At 37.0% G+C, this 18,185-nt stretch carries 13 protein-coding genes; 2 read left to right on the top strand and 11 right to left on the bottom strand.

The window, feature by feature from the left end; all coding sequences use genetic code 11:
- Positions 1 to 48: 48 nt before the first annotated feature.
- From JVX94_RS17205 to JVX94_RS17190, 4 genes are all read right to left on the bottom strand, one after another.
- Positions 49 to 1,545, bottom strand: coding sequence for an N-acetylmuramoyl-L-alanine amidase (locus tag JVX94_RS17205; RefSeq protein WP_205183914.1), 1,497 nt, complete (start codon positions 1,543 to 1,545; stop codon positions 49 to 51).
- Between the two features lie 126 nt (positions 1,546 to 1,671).
- A complete protein-coding gene (locus JVX94_RS17200) occupies positions 1,672 to 3,162 on the bottom strand; it encodes an N-acetylmuramoyl-L-alanine amidase (protein WP_095409689.1) in 1,491 nt (496 codons plus the stop codon).
- Positions 3,163 to 3,185: 23 nt separating this feature from the next.
- Positions 3,186 to 5,294: a SpoIID/LytB domain-containing protein gene (locus JVX94_RS17195; RefSeq protein ID WP_144472008.1), complete on the bottom strand. Its 2,109-nt coding sequence runs from the start codon at positions 5,292 to 5,294 to the stop codon at positions 3,186 to 3,188.
- A gap of 24 nt (positions 5,295 to 5,318) precedes the next feature.
- On the bottom strand, positions 5,319 to 5,642 hold the full coding sequence (locus JVX94_RS17190; RefSeq protein ID WP_024423640.1) for a hypothetical protein: 324 nt from the start codon (positions 5,640 to 5,642) through the stop codon (positions 5,319 to 5,321).
- Positions 5,643 to 5,824: 182 nt separating this feature from the next.
- Between JVX94_RS17190 and tagU the strand changes: the two genes are divergently transcribed.
- Entirely contained in the window at positions 5,825 to 6,745 is a 921-nt protein-coding gene (gene tagU / locus JVX94_RS17185; RefSeq protein WP_095409691.1) for a polyisoprenyl-teichoic acid--peptidoglycan teichoic acid transferase TagU, read from the top strand.
- Positions 6,746 to 6,778: 33 nt separating this feature from the next.
- Here tagU and wecB read toward each other — a convergent pair whose 3' ends face one another.
- Positions 6,779 to 7,918: a non-hydrolyzing UDP-N-acetylglucosamine 2-epimerase gene (wecB, locus tag JVX94_RS17180; protein ID WP_095409692.1), complete on the bottom strand. Its 1,140-nt coding sequence runs from the start codon at positions 7,916 to 7,918 to the stop codon at positions 6,779 to 6,781.
- Between the two features lie 241 nt (positions 7,919 to 8,159).
- On the opposite strand from wecB, the gene galU reads away from it, so the two are divergent.
- The gene (gene galU, locus JVX94_RS17175) at positions 8,160 to 9,041 is read left to right on the top strand and encodes a UTP--glucose-1-phosphate uridylyltransferase GalU (protein WP_095409693.1); all 882 of its coding nucleotides are present in this window, start codon (positions 8,160 to 8,162) and stop codon (positions 9,039 to 9,041) included.
- Between the two features lie 226 nt (positions 9,042 to 9,267).
- Here galU and tagH read toward each other — a convergent pair whose 3' ends face one another.
- The 6 genes from tagH to JVX94_RS17145 form a co-directional block, all read right to left on the bottom strand.
- Entirely contained in the window at positions 9,268 to 10,869 is a 1,602-nt protein-coding gene (tagH, locus tag JVX94_RS17170; RefSeq protein ID WP_095409695.1) for a teichoic acids export ABC transporter ATP-binding subunit TagH, read from the bottom strand.
- A gap of 19 nt (positions 10,870 to 10,888) precedes the next feature.
- A complete protein-coding gene (locus JVX94_RS17165; RefSeq protein ID WP_095409696.1) occupies positions 10,889 to 11,716 on the bottom strand; it encodes an ABC transporter permease in 828 nt (275 codons plus the stop codon).
- Between the two features lie 152 nt (positions 11,717 to 11,868).
- Entirely contained in the window at positions 11,869 to 13,701 is a 1,833-nt protein-coding gene (locus JVX94_RS17160) for a glycosyltransferase family 2 protein (protein WP_095409697.1), read from the bottom strand.
- On the bottom strand, positions 13,688 to 14,866 hold the full coding sequence (locus tag JVX94_RS17155) for a DegT/DnrJ/EryC1/StrS family aminotransferase (protein ID WP_095409698.1): 1,179 nt from the start codon (positions 14,864 to 14,866) through the stop codon (positions 13,688 to 13,690). The genes JVX94_RS17160 and JVX94_RS17155 overlap by 14 nt, the downstream gene beginning before the upstream one ends.
- On the bottom strand, positions 14,867 to 16,147 hold the full coding sequence (locus JVX94_RS17150) for an ATP-grasp domain-containing protein (RefSeq protein ID WP_095409699.1): 1,281 nt from the start codon (positions 16,145 to 16,147) through the stop codon (positions 14,867 to 14,869).
- A 12-nt stretch (positions 16,148 to 16,159) separates the two neighbouring features.
- Positions 16,160 to 18,163 (bottom strand): CDP-glycerol glycerophosphotransferase family protein, encoded by a 2,004-nt coding sequence (locus JVX94_RS17145; RefSeq protein ID WP_197197632.1) that lies wholly within the window; start codon positions 18,161 to 18,163, stop codon positions 16,160 to 16,162.
- Positions 18,164 to 18,185 lie beyond the last annotated feature (22 nt).

Below are 18,185 nucleotides of genomic sequence, written 5' to 3'. Positions count from 1 at the left end.
ATAACCAAAAATGAAATGTATTTTTAACTTGACACTTCTTTTATCGGTTCATTTTGCGTCAAAGTAATTGGACACACCAGTCGCAATTCCAGAAGCCAGCCGATCCTTTGCAGCAGATGATTTTAAAATACTCGCATCAATTGGGCTTGTCACAAAGCCGGTTTCTAGCAAAATACTCGGCATTTTGGAATATTTGATGACGTAGAACCCTGCTGTTTTCACTCCGCGATCTCTTGTTCCAAGGGCGCTGACCATTCGAGGCTGAACCTTTTGTGCCAGCTTGATACTATTAGCAGCCGCATATGTCGTATCATAATACGCCTCTGTCCCATTCGCACGGCTGTTATCATTTGCGTTGGCGTGGATACTGATGAATATATCTGCACTTGTCTGCGCTCCTTTACTGACACGTGTCTGCAAGGAGTCAAATGTATCAGATGTTCTCGACATGATAGTAAGGGCACCCGCTTGATGAAGCCTCGACTGAAGCTTTAATGCGACTTCTAAATTAATGTTCTTTTCAAGCAGGCCATTCCCTATCGCTCCAGCATCCTGCGCACCATGACCCGGATCAATAAAAATCGTTTCGCCTAAGACCGCATTTTTCAACTGCGTGATGACATTCGTTTGAATGGTTGATATTCCGCCTACCACAGTAAATGCTGATATCTGTTTTGTTCCAATGACTTTTCTGATAGCATTCGGCACCGTTTGGGCGTCTGTGAGCAGAAGAGTTTGTCCCTGTTTCGCTGCTATACTTGCCGCAGCTGCTGCATCTGCATAGGCATACCCTTGACTCATAAATGTTTGACTTGTCTTCATTGGATACGTTTTAGCAATTTGAGCAGCCACCTCATACCGATTGGCTCCGCTTATTCTGACTGGTGATGGAAGCTTTTGAAAAGTGGGTTTATTAACACTTGCTTCTCCGCCGATCACAATGGTCCGCTTGACCGCTTTGTTTTTTAATAGATTGGCTGTTTCTTGGCGCAGCCCTTTCGCATCTGTTAATAAAATGGGATAGCCTTGTTTGGCAGCGTAAGGAGCAATCGCGACAGCATCAGCATAAGCAGAACCATTCACGACGACAGCTGCACTAGCACTCTTCATGTGCTTAGCCACATTTGCCGCCAATTCATAGCGGTTCTTTCCTTGAATACGGGATACGGATAGATTCATCGCTTTTAACTGCTTCACGACTTTTTCAGAAATACTCGCAGTCCCGCCAAGAATCGTTACCCGCTTCGTTTTCAGCTGCTGCAGCCCTGTCTTTACTGCACCTGAAAGACTGCCAGCATTCGTTAACAGGACTGGGGCCCCTTGCTGATAGGCATAAGGCACAGCACTCAGGGCATCTGCATAAGCATCACCGCCCACAAGCACAACGGCAGGCGCTTCCTGCCAGCCCCTTTTTGCGGCATTTACCGCGACCTCATACCGATTGCTTCCTTCTATCCTCGATACAGTGTGCTGAGCAAAAACGGATGGTGTATATAAACATAGTGAAATAGCAATCAGTAAAATACATTTGATATCCACACGCATGAAGTCAACCTCCTTGGTTTGAACCCTTCACCCAGGAACTTCATGAACTTTTAAAAAAAGGCTGCCGAGTACGTTCTCGAGCAGCCTAAGAGGAGTATCTGAGGCACCCCTCAGGTTTGTGTTTTCTTATCTAAAATAACCTGACACACCGCTTGAAATACCTGACGCTAATCGATCTTTATACGTAGCAGATTTCAAGATGTTTGAATCAACTGGACTGGAAACAAAACCAGTTTCCAAAAGAACGCTCGGCATCTTAGAATATTTAATGACGTAGAAGCCAGCTGTTTTCACACCACGGTCTCTTGTGCCTAGTGCACTAACCATTTTAGGCTGGATGTTTTGCGCCAGCTTCAGGCTGTTTGCAGCCGCATAGGTTTTGTCATAATACGTTTCTGTTCCATTTGCACTGCTGTTATCATTTGAGTTCGCATGGACACTGATGAAGATATCTGCATTTGCTGACGCACCTTTGCTCACTCGTGTTTGAAGACTATCAAATGTGTCTGATGTTCTTGACATGGTCACAAGTGCACCAGCGTTGTTTAATTTCGTATTTAAACGCTTTGCTACATCTAAATTCAAATTCTTTTCATATAATCCGTATCCTACAGCTCCTGAATCATGCGCGCCATGACCTGGATCAATGAATACTTTTTTACCAACAGCCGGGTTTTTCAACTGGTTCACAACAGTTGGTGTCACTGTATTGGTACTGCCTACGACAGTAAATTTGGTGATTTTCTTGCTGCTCACTGTTGCTCTTGTTACTTTTGGCAGCGTCTTTTCATTCGTTAGAAGCAAAGCTTTGTTTTGTTTTGCTGCAATTCCTGCAGCAGAAGATGAAGTGGCATAACCAAATCCTCTTCCTACATAGGTATTATTGACGCTCATATTGTACTTTTTCACAATATTGGCCGCGACATCATAACGAGTCGAGCCTTTGATTCGTGTTGGAGATTTCAATTGGTTATAAGCGGCTTTTGTGACGTAATTCTCTCCGCCGACTACAATGGTTTGTTTCACATTGCTTGCTTTTGCAACAGAAGCGATTTCAGAGCGAAGTCCCTTTTTATCTGTGTATAGAATTGGGAATCCTTTTTGAGCTGCTACAGGTGCAATCGCAATCCCATGTGCATAGAAAGAACCCTCAACGACAACGACGCCTGCTGGCTTGTTCATTTTTTTCGCGATATTGGCAGATAGCTCATATCGGTTTTTCCCTGAAATACGCTGTGTGGAGATGCCCATTTTCTTCACTTGGTTGACCACGTTGTTTGACACACTTGATGTGCTGCCTAAAACGATCACCGTCTTTGTTTTTAATGAAGTTAAGGCTTTCTTTGTATCACCAGAAAGGCTTTTACTGTTAGTGTAAAGAACTGGTCCATTTTTTTGGTGTGCAAGTGGAATTCCTGCTGTTGCATCTGCATACGCAGTTTTCCCTACTAAAACGACTGTACTTGCAGTTCCCCATCCTTTTTTCGCTACGTTTGCCGCTACAGCATATCTGCTCCCGCCATCAATTCGTGAGACTGAATTGTCTGCCAAAGCTGTTGGAACGATAACGAAAATAGCGATGAGGCTGAGGATGGCTGTTTTCATCAATGAGCGCATCTTCTATGTCCTCCTTTTACCCTTTAATAGTTTGTTAGTTTTGTTCCTGGATAGTAGAACGAGAGTATGGAAGAATATGAGTTTCCAGATTCAGCTCTCGCTTTGGCTCCGTATTGGCTCATACCAATGCCGTGGCCATACCCTTTTCCTGAAATCGTGAAATCATTTGTATTGTTTTTGACTGACGCAAACGTGCTTTTCACCTTTGTTGCGCCCATAACGGATCTAAACTCGGTCATTTTCATACTTGCCGTTGTGCTTTTGTTTACCGAATATGTGCCTGTTTTGTTTTTCAGATGGTATGTCAGTTTGATCGATACCGTCTTCGCTCGCTGGCCTTTTGTTTTCCCTGAGAACGTCAGGCTTGAGATCGATGCGATTTTCATATCAGATGCAGCAGTTTCTTTGTTTTTGAGCAGCCATGATTTAAGGCCTGCAAGGTCAGCTGCATTTGTCTCTTTTGCTTTAGACCATTGAGATGCTGCTGTGCTAGCAGTCAATGTCGTGCCTAGTTGTTTCTTAGAGAGTTTCAGTGTCCATGGATTGACTGGATCTTTTGGATCCTTTTTGGCCACTAAGTATGGCAGTGCATTTCCCCATACTTCTTCACTTGCCTCTGAATAACCGCCATTGCTAGAGTAATAGGTTGCTGAAATGAGCTGATTGTTATATTTCAGAACCTTTCCTTTTGTAGCATCGACAGCTTTTGTCGAATTTGTGTACCAGTTATATCCCCCATATACTTGGAAGGCTGTTGTATCAGGGACGACTTTGCCAATACTTTTCACCGAATACGTTCTAGCGGCAACCGCCTGTGCTTTTAACGCTTCAACATTCCAGCTTGCAGGCATTTCATTTGGTACTACACCTTTTAGATAGTCTTCAAATGGAATATTTTCGAGAGTCGGCCTGATATACCCTGATTCAATTGCAAAGTTTACACTGCCTAAGTACGGCTTTCCTGCAATTTGAAGGACATTTTTCGTTGAATATTTCTCAGGAACAACTCTTACTGTGTTATACGTCTTTATGCCTTTTAATGAAATTTTTCCGTTAGAAATATTCAATTGATAGTTTTGATTTTTTTTCAGATAGACTTGTTTGGCTAATGAATTTTTCAAGCTATCTTTAATTGCACTTGTGCTGCCAGCAAGATGATAAGCATATGTACCTTTTTCCTTCAACAGTGCTTTTAATGACGCTGTGACAGAATCGGGTTTCACATACACAACGGTACTGTTAGATTTTGCAGCCAATTGCGACAGCGGCATAGCATAAATATAGCTAGAGGCTTTTGCCAAATAAACTTTATCTGCATTAATATTTAATTTCTTTATAATATTCACAGATAATTCATAGCGATTGGCACCGCTGATTCTTGTCACCTGTGAGGTTTTTTTGATTTGATTTTCCACTTTTTGACCAGTGCTTTTCGTGCTGCCGATGATGATCACTTTACTTGGCATTCTATAAGACGGAATGGAATCTTTTTTTGTTAACAGGATAGGGTATCCCTTTCTCGATGCGTAGGATGCAATGGCAATCCCATTCATAAATGAGTTCCCGCCGACAACGACAGCTTGTTTATAGTTACCCATTTCTTTAGCGATTTTTTGGGAGATTTCAAACTTGTCTTTTCCACTAATACGTCTGACTTTGCCATACTTTTTAATAGATTTCTCAGCAGCTGTTGAAATACTTTTCGTATTTCCGATAATCAGGATGTTATCCGGCTTCATTTTCTTCAGCTGGTTTTCTGTTGTTTTCGTCAGCTTTTCAATATTCGTATACAAAATAGGTGCGCCCAGTTTGTATGCTAACGGTGATACAGAAATCGCATGATCAAATGCATCTCTGCTCACAATGACAACAGTTGATGGATTTTTCCAGCCAGCAGATGCAATACTGTTGGCTACTTCGTATCTATTTTTGCCGTCATATCTTTTCGTCACAGCAACATTTGATCCTGATAGCTTGTATTCTCCAGTTGTTGAAATATCCATGCTTGTTTTGTTTCCGATATAATTAGATAATTTCACCGAAATTGCCGAGCTGGCCATGGCAGACTGAAGGGGTGCAATTAGTAGAGTCAGTGTTATTAGGACAATAAGTGTAATGCCTGTTTTCTTCAATTTTGTTCATCCCGCCCATCTTTTTTACTTCTGTTTTTCAATCTTCTGGATTTCCTTTTGACCACTGTCATTAATAAAGTAAGAGATTTCTACTGTGTCTCCTGGTTTAAATTCATTTAACACATCTTTAAAATTATCCGTAAATTCATAGCTTAAGGTCGTGTTCACTTTTTTCACTTCGACTGTATGTGCATCAGCCATTCCAATAAATTCAGCTTTCTCTTCCAGTACCTGAGGAGTTGAACTGCTTGTCTTGTTTTCTCCTGAGGACTGCTCAGCCGTTCCACATGCTGTGAGCACGATACCTAGTAGCAGTATTAAGAACGGTAAAACGACGATTTTCTTCATTTTTTTCACCTCATGTCTTTGTATCGTCTTATAACTTATTATTTTAAGGTAAATTTAAGGTTTTTTGAAACCTTTTTTTTGTTACAACGTCTATATCTAGGTTCAGAGTAAAAAAATAACTTGTTTATCAAGATTCGTAAACCTATAATCATGGAAGAATCATAGAAAAGGTGAGGGACATTATGAGAGCTGAAAGAAAAAGAAAGAAGAAAAAGGTTCTTTGGATTGTTTTATCGATTATTGGCTTATTCGTATTAGCAACTGGCGGATACGCATATCATCTTTGGAACACAGCAGCATCGACCGTCGCAGGCATTCAAGAGAATTTAAAGAAGTCAGATAAGCGTGACAAAGATGTCGATTTAAGTAAGAAAGACCCGATTTCTATTTTAGTCATGGGTGTCGATGAACGAAAAAATGACCGAGGCCGTGCAGATACATTAATATACATGACAGTAAATCCGAAAACGAAAACGACCGAGATGGTGAGCATCCCGCGTGATACGTATACGAAAATTGTCGGAAAAGGCACAATGGATAAAATCAACCATTCCTATGCATTCGGCGGTACACAAATGGCAGCAGATACTGTAGAGGAACTTCTTGATGTACCTGTTGATTACTTCGTTAAAGTCAATATGGAAAGCTTCAAGGATATTGTTGATACACTTGGCGGTATTACAGTAAATAGCACGTTTGCATTTAGTTATGACGGCCATTCATTTGGTACCGGAGAAATTAACCTGAATGGGGATCAAGCCCTTGCCTACACAAGAATGAGAAAGCAAGATCCAAAAGGTGATTTCGGACGTCAGCAAAGACAGCGTCAGGTCATTGAAGGCATCATTGCAAAAGGTGCAAACATTTCATCTATTACGAAATTCGGCGATATGTTCAAAGTCGTGGAAAACAATATGAAGACAAATATGTCATTTGACGATATGTGGACGATGATGAATGATTATCGTGATGCAAGACAGCATGTGGAGCAGCACGAACTGAAAGGATCAGGCACACGTATCAATAACATTTATTACTACCAGCTTGATGACAGCAGTCTTGCGGATGTGAAGAAGGAATTGAAGGAAAGTTTGGAGCAGTAAAAAAGAAGACTACAGAAATGTAGTCTTCTTTTTTTATGATTGAAATGGAACTGGTTTTTCTTCACTTAATCCAAAACGATGGAGGAGCTCTTCGACAATTCGTTTTGACGCTTGTCCATCACCATATGGATTAGACGCCTTTGACATGTTGTCGTACTCTTTCTGATCGACTAGCAGCTGTTTTGCCATGTTGTAAATGGTCTCTTCATCTGTACCTGCGAGTTTAAGCGTGCCAGCTTTCACGCCTTCAGGGCGTTCTGTTGTATCGCGCAGAACTAATACTGGCTTCCCAAGAGAAGGCGCCTCCTCTTGGACACCGCCAGAATCCGTTAATATAAAGTGTGAGGCAGCAGCGAAGTTATGGAAATCAACGACTTCGAGCGGCTCAATTAAGTGCACACGATCAAGATCACTGAATTCTGTCTGAGCCGCATCACGAACAGCAGGGTTTAAATGTACAGGGTAGACAACCTGAACATCTTCAAACTCTTCAACAATACGTCTAATTGCTCTAAACATGTTTTTCATCGGCTGGCCGAGATTCTCCCTGCGATGAGCCGTTAACAAGATCATTTTATCTGTGCCTATCTTCTCTAAAATAGGGTGCTGATACTGATCTGTAACCGTTGTTTGCAACGCATCAATCGCAGTATTCCCCGTCACACAAATCGTCTCTTCTTTTTTATTTTCAATTAAAAGATTCTGCTTCGCCTCATTTGTAGGAGCAAAATGAATATCGGCAATTGTGCCTGTCATTTGTCGGTTCAATTCCTCAGGGAACGGCGAGTATTTATTGTGTGTTCTTAAACCCGCTTCAACGTGACCGACTGAAATTTGGTGGTAAAATGCGGCCAAGCTACCCGCAAACGTTGTTGTTGTGTCTCCATGAACAAGCACAATATCAGGTTTTTCCTCTTGGAATAATTGATCTAGCTTCAATAGTGCATTTGATGTGATTTCAGATAATGTCTGGCGCTGCTTCATGATGTTTAAATCATGATCTGGCGTAATAGAAAAAGCCTCAAGGACTTGATCAAGCATTTCTCTATGCTGAGCTGTTACAGTAACAATCGAATTTATCTGTGGATGTTTATTCAGTTCAAGGACAAGTGGTGCCATTTTGATTGCTTCAGGTCTAGTACCGAAAATAGTCATTACATTTAGTTTTTTCACTTGTTTATGCCTCTTTCCAACAATACATATTGTTTTTATTATACAAAAGATCTCTTCGAATGATAAACTAACAATGCTAAAATTAATAAAATTTTCACAGATCTGATTGTTTATATTTACGATTTTCTATTAAAATTACTTTAAACATCATAAAATTATTTGATTACTTTTAAAAGTAAGGTAGAATTTAGTGGTATTCTCTTAATTTTCACATCAGTATTTAAGGACGGTGCAAAATACATTGAAAAAAGTACGTAAAGCCATTATACCAGCTGCAGGTCTCGGGACACGTTTCCTTCCTGCAACAAAAGCAATGCCTAAAGAGATGCTCCCAATCGTTGATAAACCAACCATTCAATATATTATTGAAGAAGCAGTTGAATCAGGAATCGAAGACATTATTATCGTCACTGGAAAAGGAAAAAGAGCAATTGAAGATCATTTTGATTTTGCTCCAGAACTTGAGCGTAACCTAGAGGAAAAAGGGAAAAAGGAACTGTTAGAAAAAGTAAGAAAATCTTCTAACATTGCTGATATTCACTACATTCGTCAAAAAGAACCAAAAGGTCTTGGACATGCTGTTTGGTGCGCACGCAATTTTATTGGTGATGAGCCTTTTGCTGTTTTATTAGGTGATGACATTGTTCAAGCCGAAACACCTGGGCTTCGACAGCTGATGGATGAATATGAAAAAACTCTATCATCTGTCATTGGTGTTCAGCAAGTAGCAGACAGCGATACGCATCGCTACGGGATCATTGACCCTCTTACTCAAGAAGGACGCCGCTACCAAGTCAAAAACTTTGTTGAAAAGCCGCCGCAAGGAACAGCACCATCGAACCTAGCCATCTTAGGGCGCTACATTTTCACGCCAGAGATCTTTATGTACCTTGAACAGCAAGAGATTGGTGCAGGCGGAGAAATTCAACTGACAGATGCCATTCAAAAGCTGAATGACATCCAGCGCGTATTCGCCTATGATTTCGAAGGAAAACGATACGATGTCGGCGAGAAGCAAGGCTTCATTGAAACAACGCTTGAGTTTGCTCTTCAGGATGAAGAATTAAAAAAGAAACTCATTCCATTTATGAAACAGCTTCTCGAAAAAGAAGAAGTGAATTAAAGAAGCTGCCGACATCGGCAGCTTTCAGATTATTGGCAAAGGGCTAAAATGATCTTAATTTTAGCCCTTTGTCTTCTTTTCAGCGTGATAGAAAACCTTTGCAGTCTAGGAAGGGCGAGTACCGGAGCGGAGCGAATTGAAACATTCGTGAGCACCGGAGCGCAGACCTGACACCGAATGCGAGGGTTTGCCAACACGCTGAAAGCTGCCGGCATCGGCAGCTTTTTTATTTAATCACTGAAATAGTCAGTGTATGCTGTTCATTATCAATGACAAACAGGTTATTTTCGCCCTTCACTGCGAATTTCGTTCGTTTCTCATTCATCCAGACATTCTGTTCTGTCAGCCCAAGTGTGGAAGGTGAGATTGGCATAATGTCGCGAAACACAATGGTGTTTGCCTGCCCCTTTTGAATGACATAGTCGGTTTTCTCTGTGGTCAATCTCTCAATCGTATCACCTTGATCATTTTTGACTGAACTCAGCGTTTGCATTCTCTGTTTAAGCACAGATTCTTCTTTTCCAAGGAAAGAAAGTAAATACTCATACGAACCTGCCGATGCAGGCGATACATAGGAATTAAATTGTACTGGTCCAATAGATAATGACTTTAATTCCTCTGCATTTTGAAGCGCAGCAGATTTAACAAAATACGTTTCTGACGCTGTTTTAATTTGAACGATTTGTTTATTTTCAGCCACAGCCTGTACTTCTTGTCCAAATGGCAAAGTGACATCGGCCTTTTTTTTCATGGCTTGGTCTTTGTAAACCTTGAGTGGATCAGCCGTGACAATCACCTGCTGATCCACCTTTTTCATATCAGGCGATCCCTTGGTCTGCGGGTTCTTCGACTGGGGGGCTTCTGCCTTATGCGATGGGATTGCACCAAATGTCGCCAGTGTACGTAGCGGGCGATCTGAAAACATTGATAAGGCTAGCAATATCGTTAAGACCGCTAAAACTGTCACTTGAAATGCGGGTCCGAACAGTGAACGACGTTTTCCGTTCTCTTGATAACGAGACACCTTTTCTGTCTTTTGTACGCCTTTTCTACCTTCTTTTTGTTCCATTTGGTATTTTTGTTTCTCTTTCTTGGAGAGCTTGTTAAACCAGTCAACAAACTCCTTATACTCTTTCACGACCTTTTTCGTATCATCAAACATGCGAAGCTCACCATAATGCATCCAAGCTACCCGATCACAGATTTTTTGAATTTGGCTAATGGAGTGACTGACAAAAAAGATCGTCTTTCCTTGTTCCTTGAATTCTGTAATGCGGTCCACACATTTTTGATAGAAGGTTTGGTCTCCAACAGACAGTGCTTCATCAATAATCAGGATATCTGGATCGATATGCGCTGAAATGGCAAAGCCAAGACGTGATTTCATTCCACTAGAATAGCTCTTGACAGGCTGGTCAATAAAGTCTCCAATATCCGCAAACTCTACGATTTTTTCATAAAGCTCGTCTATCTCCTTATTCGTCAGCCCCATCATTAAGCACTTTAAGCGAATATTGTCTTTCCCGCTTAATTGGTTGTTCAGCCCTGCCGCAATGGCAATTAACGATGGCTGGCCGTCCATATCAATTTCACCACTTGTTGGTGGGATGATTTTCGCTAGAAGGTTCGACATTGTCGATTTTCCAGAGCCGTTAATCCCTACAAAACCAATCGTCTCGCCTTCATATACATCAAATGACACATCACGAACAGCAAAGAAACCTTTTTCATTTTTATTAGGTAAAAACAGTCCTTTGATCTTATCCGACTGTTTTTTATATAGGACGTATTGCTTGGATACGTTTCGAAACGAAACCTTTAGTTTCATCGTATAATCTCCTTACTTTTTAAAGAAAATCGACAAATTTATCCCTAAATTTCATATGAAGCAATGAACCGACTGTTAAAAGAAGAAGCGTGATCAGCCAAAAATAAAGTGTGTATTTGACATCATGGAAGAACCATTCTCCCTTTAACAAACTATTTCTGAAACCATCAATAATGTAGAAAAGAGGATTCAGTCTTAAAATATCTCCAATCCACGCCTTATCTCCAGTAAGTTTCTCTGAAATATTCCAAAAAATCGGCAGCAAAAAGAAAAGTAATCGTGTCACGGATTGTAAAAGAAATTGATAGTCTCTCACGAGTACGCTAATCGTGGAATTAAACAAACTAAACGAAAACATAAACGCGATCATACAAATAAGATAGTATATATATTGTAGCCAATGCGTGTCAGGATAGATGCCATTGGAAATCAGCACAATCAGATAGACACCCATCATAACAAAGTAGCTGAACAAGTTGGACATAATCACCACAGACGGCAGCGCACTAATCGGAAAATTCATTTTTGATACCATATTAATGCGTTTAAACACACTGTTTGATCCATCAAGAATCGTGGGACTAATGAAGAACCAAGGGATTAATCCGGCAAGCATCCAGATGATAAATGGCACCTCCATGCCGCCAATGACAATCGGCTCTCCTCCGCGAATGCCCATACCAAAAACAAACCAGTAAGCCAGCATTTGAATCAATGGATTTAAAAACTGCCATAAAACACCTAAATAATTCATCTGATATTTTGATTTTGTTTCATAAACAGCAAGTCGCATAATCAGCGGAAATGAGCTGATTTGCTCCTTTAGTATCGTCAACATTGCGTTCATTCTAATCTTCCTTAGATATAAGTTTTTGGAATTACTTTTTTAAAAAGCACCGCTCATAATTGTAACAGATGTTGAGGAATATTTCACTTGTGGACAAAGTGAGTATAGCAAAGAAATGAAAAAAGGAGGCAACTACTCCCTCCTAGCTAGATTCAACCCTTGAGCTTTGACAACAAGCGAGTTAAGAAAGTTGAACTTTTTAATGAAATATTTCCTTTATCCGTCTCATAGAACTCTATCTGAAAAGGCTCTAATCTATACATATGATATAATTTTTCTGTCAATAAACTTTTTCTCAATCTAAAATGACGCTCCTGGGAATAATAAAATAAGTCATATGTTTTAAATCCTTCAAAGAAATGTTTCCAATTAATCTTGAATTCTGTGCTTGAAACCCTTTCCATAAAGATCTTTTCTTGTGTTATTCGATTTTTAAAATAAAATGCACCTGATTCTATTATTGGCCATTCTGTTAATATAAAAATACCTACTTCATTTAAAATCAACTGTTCTAACTTTACATCAATATTTTCAAGAGATAACTTTCCGTTACTAGTGAAAAATAGGTTGAACTTTGAATCTTTAAAGTTATTGAGTTTGTTCCTATACATTTTGTTAGAGATTCTAAATTTATCTTCCTTATTATTTCTTTTTACAATAATGTAAATATCGTATGTCGCAACTTGATTAAAATCTTTTAACGAAAGTTCTGCTTTTATTTTACCTGTATGATCTACAAACGCACTAACTACAGTCTTTTCAGTTAAATTATGCCTAGATTCAAATGAAATAAAGACACATGCATCATCAAATGATTTCGGAATGTCTATACCTTCGAATAAGACCTTTCCATCTTCAACGCCTATTTTATTTATTTTTATAAATTCTTCTTTTAACACTTTTATCTCAAATAATTCATCTGGTATGTCAAGTGTTTTATTTCTAAAAAACGGAAGAGACCAGTAGAATTTTCCATTATCTTTTATTACGTTTCCTTTTGGGTTACCAGCTAGATAATAAATCAATTCTTCATGCAAATCATTCAAAATAAAGTAAATATAAAGGTTACTTGTAATTCCTAAATCATTATCGAAAATATGATCAACTTTTTGTAAAATAGGCTTAATTTCTTTATAAAAAACGTGTCTAAATTTTTTGTCCAATACGATATTTTTAATTGGAAAGAATAAGCGTTCAATATTTCTTTTTAAAAACTCATTTTCAAGCTCTTTATCTCCATAAGCTTCAAAATATTGCATTTGGTATTTAAGAGATTCTATTCGATCTTGGAAATTACGTAAATCACCATTTAGCTGGGTTATTGATTTCTGAGTTGCTTCTTCTCCTCTTTTTCTCCAAAGATACACAACATCTGTGATGATGGCTATTTTCTTTGCATATAAAAATGCCTTGTGAACCATCGGACGATCCGCATATAGCATACCTGGAGGCATAAAACACTGATGTTCAAAGATCAATTCTCTGCGGAAAATTTTGTTCCAATAAAATCCATCATAAAAAATATCAGGGTAATCTTTCACGTGTTCGATTAACCTGTTTGTTTGCCAAACTTCTCTCTCTTTTTTATAAATAATTTCTTTTTGAACACCATTTATTAAAATATTCGGCCTTCCTATGACAATATCCGCTTCACTTCTTTTGGCTTCTAAATATAACTTTTCATATGCATCTAGTGGCAGTATATCATCTGAATCCATCAAGGTAATGTATTCCCCAGTTGCATATTTCAGCCCGTGATTTCCTGCATTAGCCCCACCACTATTTTTTTGATGAATTACCGTTATATTAGGGTATTTCTTTTCATATTCATTTAAAATTTCCGCACTATTATCGGGACTTTCATCATTCACTGCAATAATCTGCAAGTCAGGCAAGGATTGATTGACAAGTGAATCAAGGCACTCCTTCAAATAGTACTCTGTATTATAAACCAACACTACTACGCTTAGTTTATACTGGCTCATTCGATAGCTCCCCTCCTTGATTCGTTATTCTTTTTTTGTCTTGAACAGGATAATCCTCTAAAACTATTTTAATAATGGTACAAATTTGTTCTACTTCATCAGAGGTTAGTTCAGAATACATTGGTAATGCCAAAATACGATCACTCACATAACCTGCTACCGGTGTTTCATTTGAATTAAATGAATAACATCCAAAATCATTACATAGTGGATAGAAATATTTTCTAGTAAATAAATTATATTCTTTTAATACTTCATTTAAATAGTCTCTCATTTTTATATTTTCTAGTAAAATTGGAAAGTAAGAATAGTTATGCTGGACATTTCTATTAATTTGAACAAGGTTAATCCCTGGTATTTCTGAAAGATGTCTTTCATAAATATGATAAACTTCTTTTCTCTTTAAGATATCTTGATCAATTTCTCTTAGATTAACCAATCCCATTGCAGCTTGAAATTCATTCATTTTTGCATTAATCCCGATGTAATCTACCGTTTCACTGGAAGTAATACCAAAATTTTTAAAAGCTTTAAGTAGGTTTGTTAAGTCTTTTCGTTTATAGCACAACACTCCACCTTCTATAGAATGGAAAACTTTTGTGGCATGCATACTAAACATAGAAACATCACCATATTCTCCAATAAAGTTTCCATTCACTTTTACTCCGAAAGCATGTGCAGCATCATAAATAAGGGATATCCCATAATCCCTTGAGATTCTTTCTAATTCAACTACATCACAAGGATTCCCAAAAACATGTACCGCAACTATTGCTCTTGTTTTTTCTGTAATGAGGTGTTCAATTTGTTTAACATCAATATTAAATGTATTTGATTCAATATCACAAAAAACTGGTTGGAAACCAGTATTTTTTATTGCATGAATCGTAGAAGCAAAAGTAAAAGGGGTAGTAATAATCTCCCCATTTCCTTCTAATGTTTTCAGGGCTATTTCTAAAGCTAAATGACCATTAGTGAACAGTTCAAGTTCTGAAGCTCCTAAATAATTTTTAAGTTTAGTTTTAAACTCTTCATGTAAGGGACCGTCATTTGTTAACCAGTTATTCTCCCAAATATCTTTTATTTTATCAGTATACTCCTCAAATTTAGGAAGTTTTGGTTTTGTAACATGTATTGGTTTTGGAAATTTAAGTTGTTCTCCCATCTAACTTCTCCAATCAATTAAAGATTCTATTGAATCTACATCAAATACAGGGATGCCAGCAGCCTTAATTTGGTCCCTTTCACTAAAGGAATCATCGATAAATATAGAAGATATTTGGTTATCTATATATTTTGATTTTATATCCTCTTTTTCTAAATGAATGATACGATTAAATAGGTTTGCATTGATTCGAAGTTTTTCTAGGGTTTCTTTGATATTATGAATATGCTTTGTAATTAAAATAATTTCTTTATTACTATTAAAACACTGATATAAAAATAACATTAACAGTGGATTAACTTTGTCTTTATACGTTATCGTATCATCAAAATCAACATACACTCTTTGATAAGAGTACCGAATAGTAAACCGGTTAATTAGGGCTCGGTCTACTTCAAGGTCTACACCATTATCTTCTACTTTTATATCAAAATCCATCCGGTCATATAAACTAAGTAGTGGGAAATTAACACCTTTGTTACGATATAAAGCCATAGTTCCTGCAATACGTGGAGCCACTTCTAACAATTTGTAATTCCCATTCACATCTTCTTTAATTTGAAAAAACCACGCTCCTCTAAATTGAAGATGTTTGTTAATCTCATGAGCAATTTGTTTTGTCTGTTCATCCATTTGCAACGTAGCCGAATTCACGCTTATGCCACTCTTAATTCGTTTTCTTTCTCGTCTGCCAGCGTATTTAAGTTCTCCACTTTTATTCGTAAAACAATCTATCGTATATTCTTTACCTGGAAGATATTCTAGTATTAATAAATCAGATTGGTTATTTTTATAGAATTCTAACTCTTTTTTATCTCTTGCAAGAGCTATCCCTTTTGATCCTTGACCAACATCAGGCTTTAAAAAGACAGGAAAAATTTCAACTTCCTCTATTGTTTCGTACATTTTGGGCACAAAAGGTTGCTTTTTAAAAAACTCATATGTTTTCTTTTTAGATCTAGCAACCTCGCATGTCAATTGGTCAGATGTTACAACTAATGCTTTTATTTGTTTTTGATTTTGTGCTAATTTCAACACAACACTATCATGAGCTGGTAAAATAAAATCAATTTTATTTTCATCAATTAAATGATTCAATTTAACAATAAAGTCTTCATCATGTATATCCGGGACATTCTCTATATAATTTTTATATACATATTTACCATGATCAGCGACACTGGAAGCACCTATCAACTCAAAATCCTTAGAGAACTTAAGTGAATTGTGAATTTCTAAACCAATCTCTGAACCGCATGGGAACACTAGTACATTTTTCATCGTTACCTCCAATTATTGATTTCCAAACACTGTTTCGCTAACTAATTTGGCTGAATCTCCTTTTTCAAGGCTACAGTATTTTTGGTAAAACTCATTATATTTTTCTCTGTATTCATCTTCAATGTAATGTATATTTCTTATAGCATTGAACAACTGCTGCTGCTTTTCTAACACAGGACCAGGTAAATCCTTGTACATATCTAAGTAAAAGCCTCTAATTTCTTCTTTATAAAGTTGATAATCATATGCATAGAACAAAATTGGTTTTTTACTGTTTGCAAATTCAAAAAACACAGATGAATAATCAGTAATTAACATGTCAGAAATTAAATACAACTCTTGAATATCATCATATTTAGATAAATCAATGATTGATGAATGTTTATCTGGACTAAGAACTAAATAATCAGAGATTAAATGATGCATGCGTAAGATTAGTATATAATCATCACCAAACTCTCTTTGGAACTGCTCTAAATCGAATTTCATCTCAAATGAATGGTTCCAAGACCCGCTCAATTCATTGTCTCTCCATGTTGGTGCATACAATATTATTTGTTTATTTTTTGGGATGTTCAATTTTGTTTTTATTGATTCAATTCTTTCTTGTTTACTATTTTTATAAAAAATATCATTAGATGGATAGCCATTTAATATTATTTCTTTTTCAAACTTAAAAGCCCGCTGGAAGATATCTTTAGAGTATTCGTTTGCTGCTAATAAGTAATCCCAATTACGAGATTCTAAATAAAAATTTTCTCTAGCCATTTTTTCAGGCCCATCTACTTCTATGTCATACCCCAATCGTTTTAAGGGAGTTCCGTGCCATGTCTGGATATACACATTACCTTCCCTTTTTCGATGGACCGGAAAAATAATGTTATTAACCCAGTACTTAGAAAGCGCCAGATACCGATAATAATCTTCCTCTTCTCTATTTACTATAAGAGGATTTCCTGGAATTTCAGATTTTCCTTGATAGGACCATATAAACTGATACTCTTTATCATATCCATTTTCTAATAAGTATTCATAAATATATTTTGGATTTCCTGAATAACTTTTTCCTAAAAAACTTTCAAAGAAAATCATTTTTTTATTCATTGGCTGACTCTCACAAACGTTATTAAAAACAGTTTTGCCTCTAGCGATATTGTAAGTTTTCAGATATTGTTCATTATCGGTAAACCAAATTGCCAAACTTTCCTTTCCCATAGTTACATAAACAATGAGTTTATACTCATCTTTATAATCATTTTCAAGTAGATATCTATCTTCCTCTTTTGAGAAATCAGAGTAGCCTGTCATATCTATTAGCTCTTTATAACAAATTCGTCGACTACTATCTCTGATTTGTAAAAACAAATCCCATCTGCTATTGAGATCTAAATCTTGCTTTAATTTATCTATCATGATAATTTGTTTGAAATTATATTTATTTCCTTCTTGTGAAAAATTTATTGAGTAACCGAATGATTTATTATTATCTCTTCTTACTGCTATTAGTTCTAATTGGTTTACTTGATATTCATTTGAAAATTGAGTAACTTCACCTTCAATATAGAAATTAGAACCTACACTTTTTAAAGTGTTTATATACTGTGAAAAATTATTTTTTTTGAAATCGAAAGATAAATAACCGTTTTTCGTCTTAAAACTTTTAAATTTCAAATTTAAATCTTCCGAATATGAGATAAACCCCTGATTATTCAAACTAAAGGGAGTTCTTTTCCGTAAATATTTACTGTGTAATCTAAGACTAATATACACATCAAAAATTCCATTTTTACCAAAATCGGCTATATCCTTAAGATTGAAAACAGCTGTTCTATTTTTAATCTGACTATTCAAAAATCTACCAGTTTCTCTATCTTTCAGAATTATATACTTATGGGCTGGGAAAAGGCCTAAATTTTTAACAGAAAAAAGGAGTCTACCTTCTTTTATTTGAAGTTCTACTTTATGTTTATTTATTGTTGACTTAAATATTTTTATAAATAATTTTTTAATATCCATATTTAATCATCATAACCCCGTC

This window comes from Bacillus sp. PDNC022 (assembly GCF_016919285.1).
Lineage (GTDB): Bacteria > Bacillota > Bacilli > Bacillales > Bacillaceae > Bacillus > Bacillus safensis.
The sequence above is the reverse complement of the archived record's forward strand: the minus strand, read 5'-3'. Positions and strand labels throughout refer to the sequence as shown.

Excerpts from the sequence above, each read along its gene's own strand:
- JVX94_RS17155 (WP_095409698.1), bottom strand. The coding sequence starts at position 14,866 with ATGGGAGAACAACTTAAATTTCCAAAACCAATACATGTTACAAAACCA.
- tagH (WP_095409695.1), bottom strand. The coding sequence starts at position 10,869 with ATGAAACTAAAGGTTTCGTTTCGAAACGTATCCAAGCAATACGTCCTA.
- JVX94_RS17205 (WP_205183914.1), bottom strand. The coding sequence starts at position 1,545 with ATGCGTGTGGATATCAAATGTATTTTACTGATTGCTATTTCACTATGT.
- JVX94_RS17200 (WP_095409689.1), bottom strand. The coding sequence starts at position 3,162 with ATGCGCTCATTGATGAAAACAGCCATCCTCAGCCTCATCGCTATTTTC.
- JVX94_RS17150 (WP_095409699.1), bottom strand. The coding sequence starts at position 16,147 with ATGAAAAATGTACTAGTGTTCCCATGCGGTTCAGAGATTGGTTTAGAA.
- JVX94_RS17190 (WP_024423640.1), bottom strand. The coding sequence starts at position 5,642 with ATGAAGAAAATCGTCGTTTTACCGTTCTTAATACTGCTACTAGGTATC.
- JVX94_RS17145 (WP_197197632.1), bottom strand. The coding sequence starts at position 18,163 with ATGGATATTAAAAAATTATTTATAAAAATATTTAAGTCAACAATAAAT.
- JVX94_RS17165 (WP_095409696.1), bottom strand. The coding sequence starts at position 11,716 with ATGAACGCAATGTTGACGATACTAAAGGAGCAAATCAGCTCATTTCCG.
- JVX94_RS17160 (WP_095409697.1), bottom strand. The coding sequence starts at position 13,701 with ATGAGCCAGTATAAACTAAGCGTAGTAGTGTTGGTTTATAATACAGAG.
- tagU (WP_095409691.1), top strand. The coding sequence starts at position 5,825 with ATGAGAGCTGAAAGAAAAAGAAAGAAGAAAAAGGTTCTTTGGATTGTT.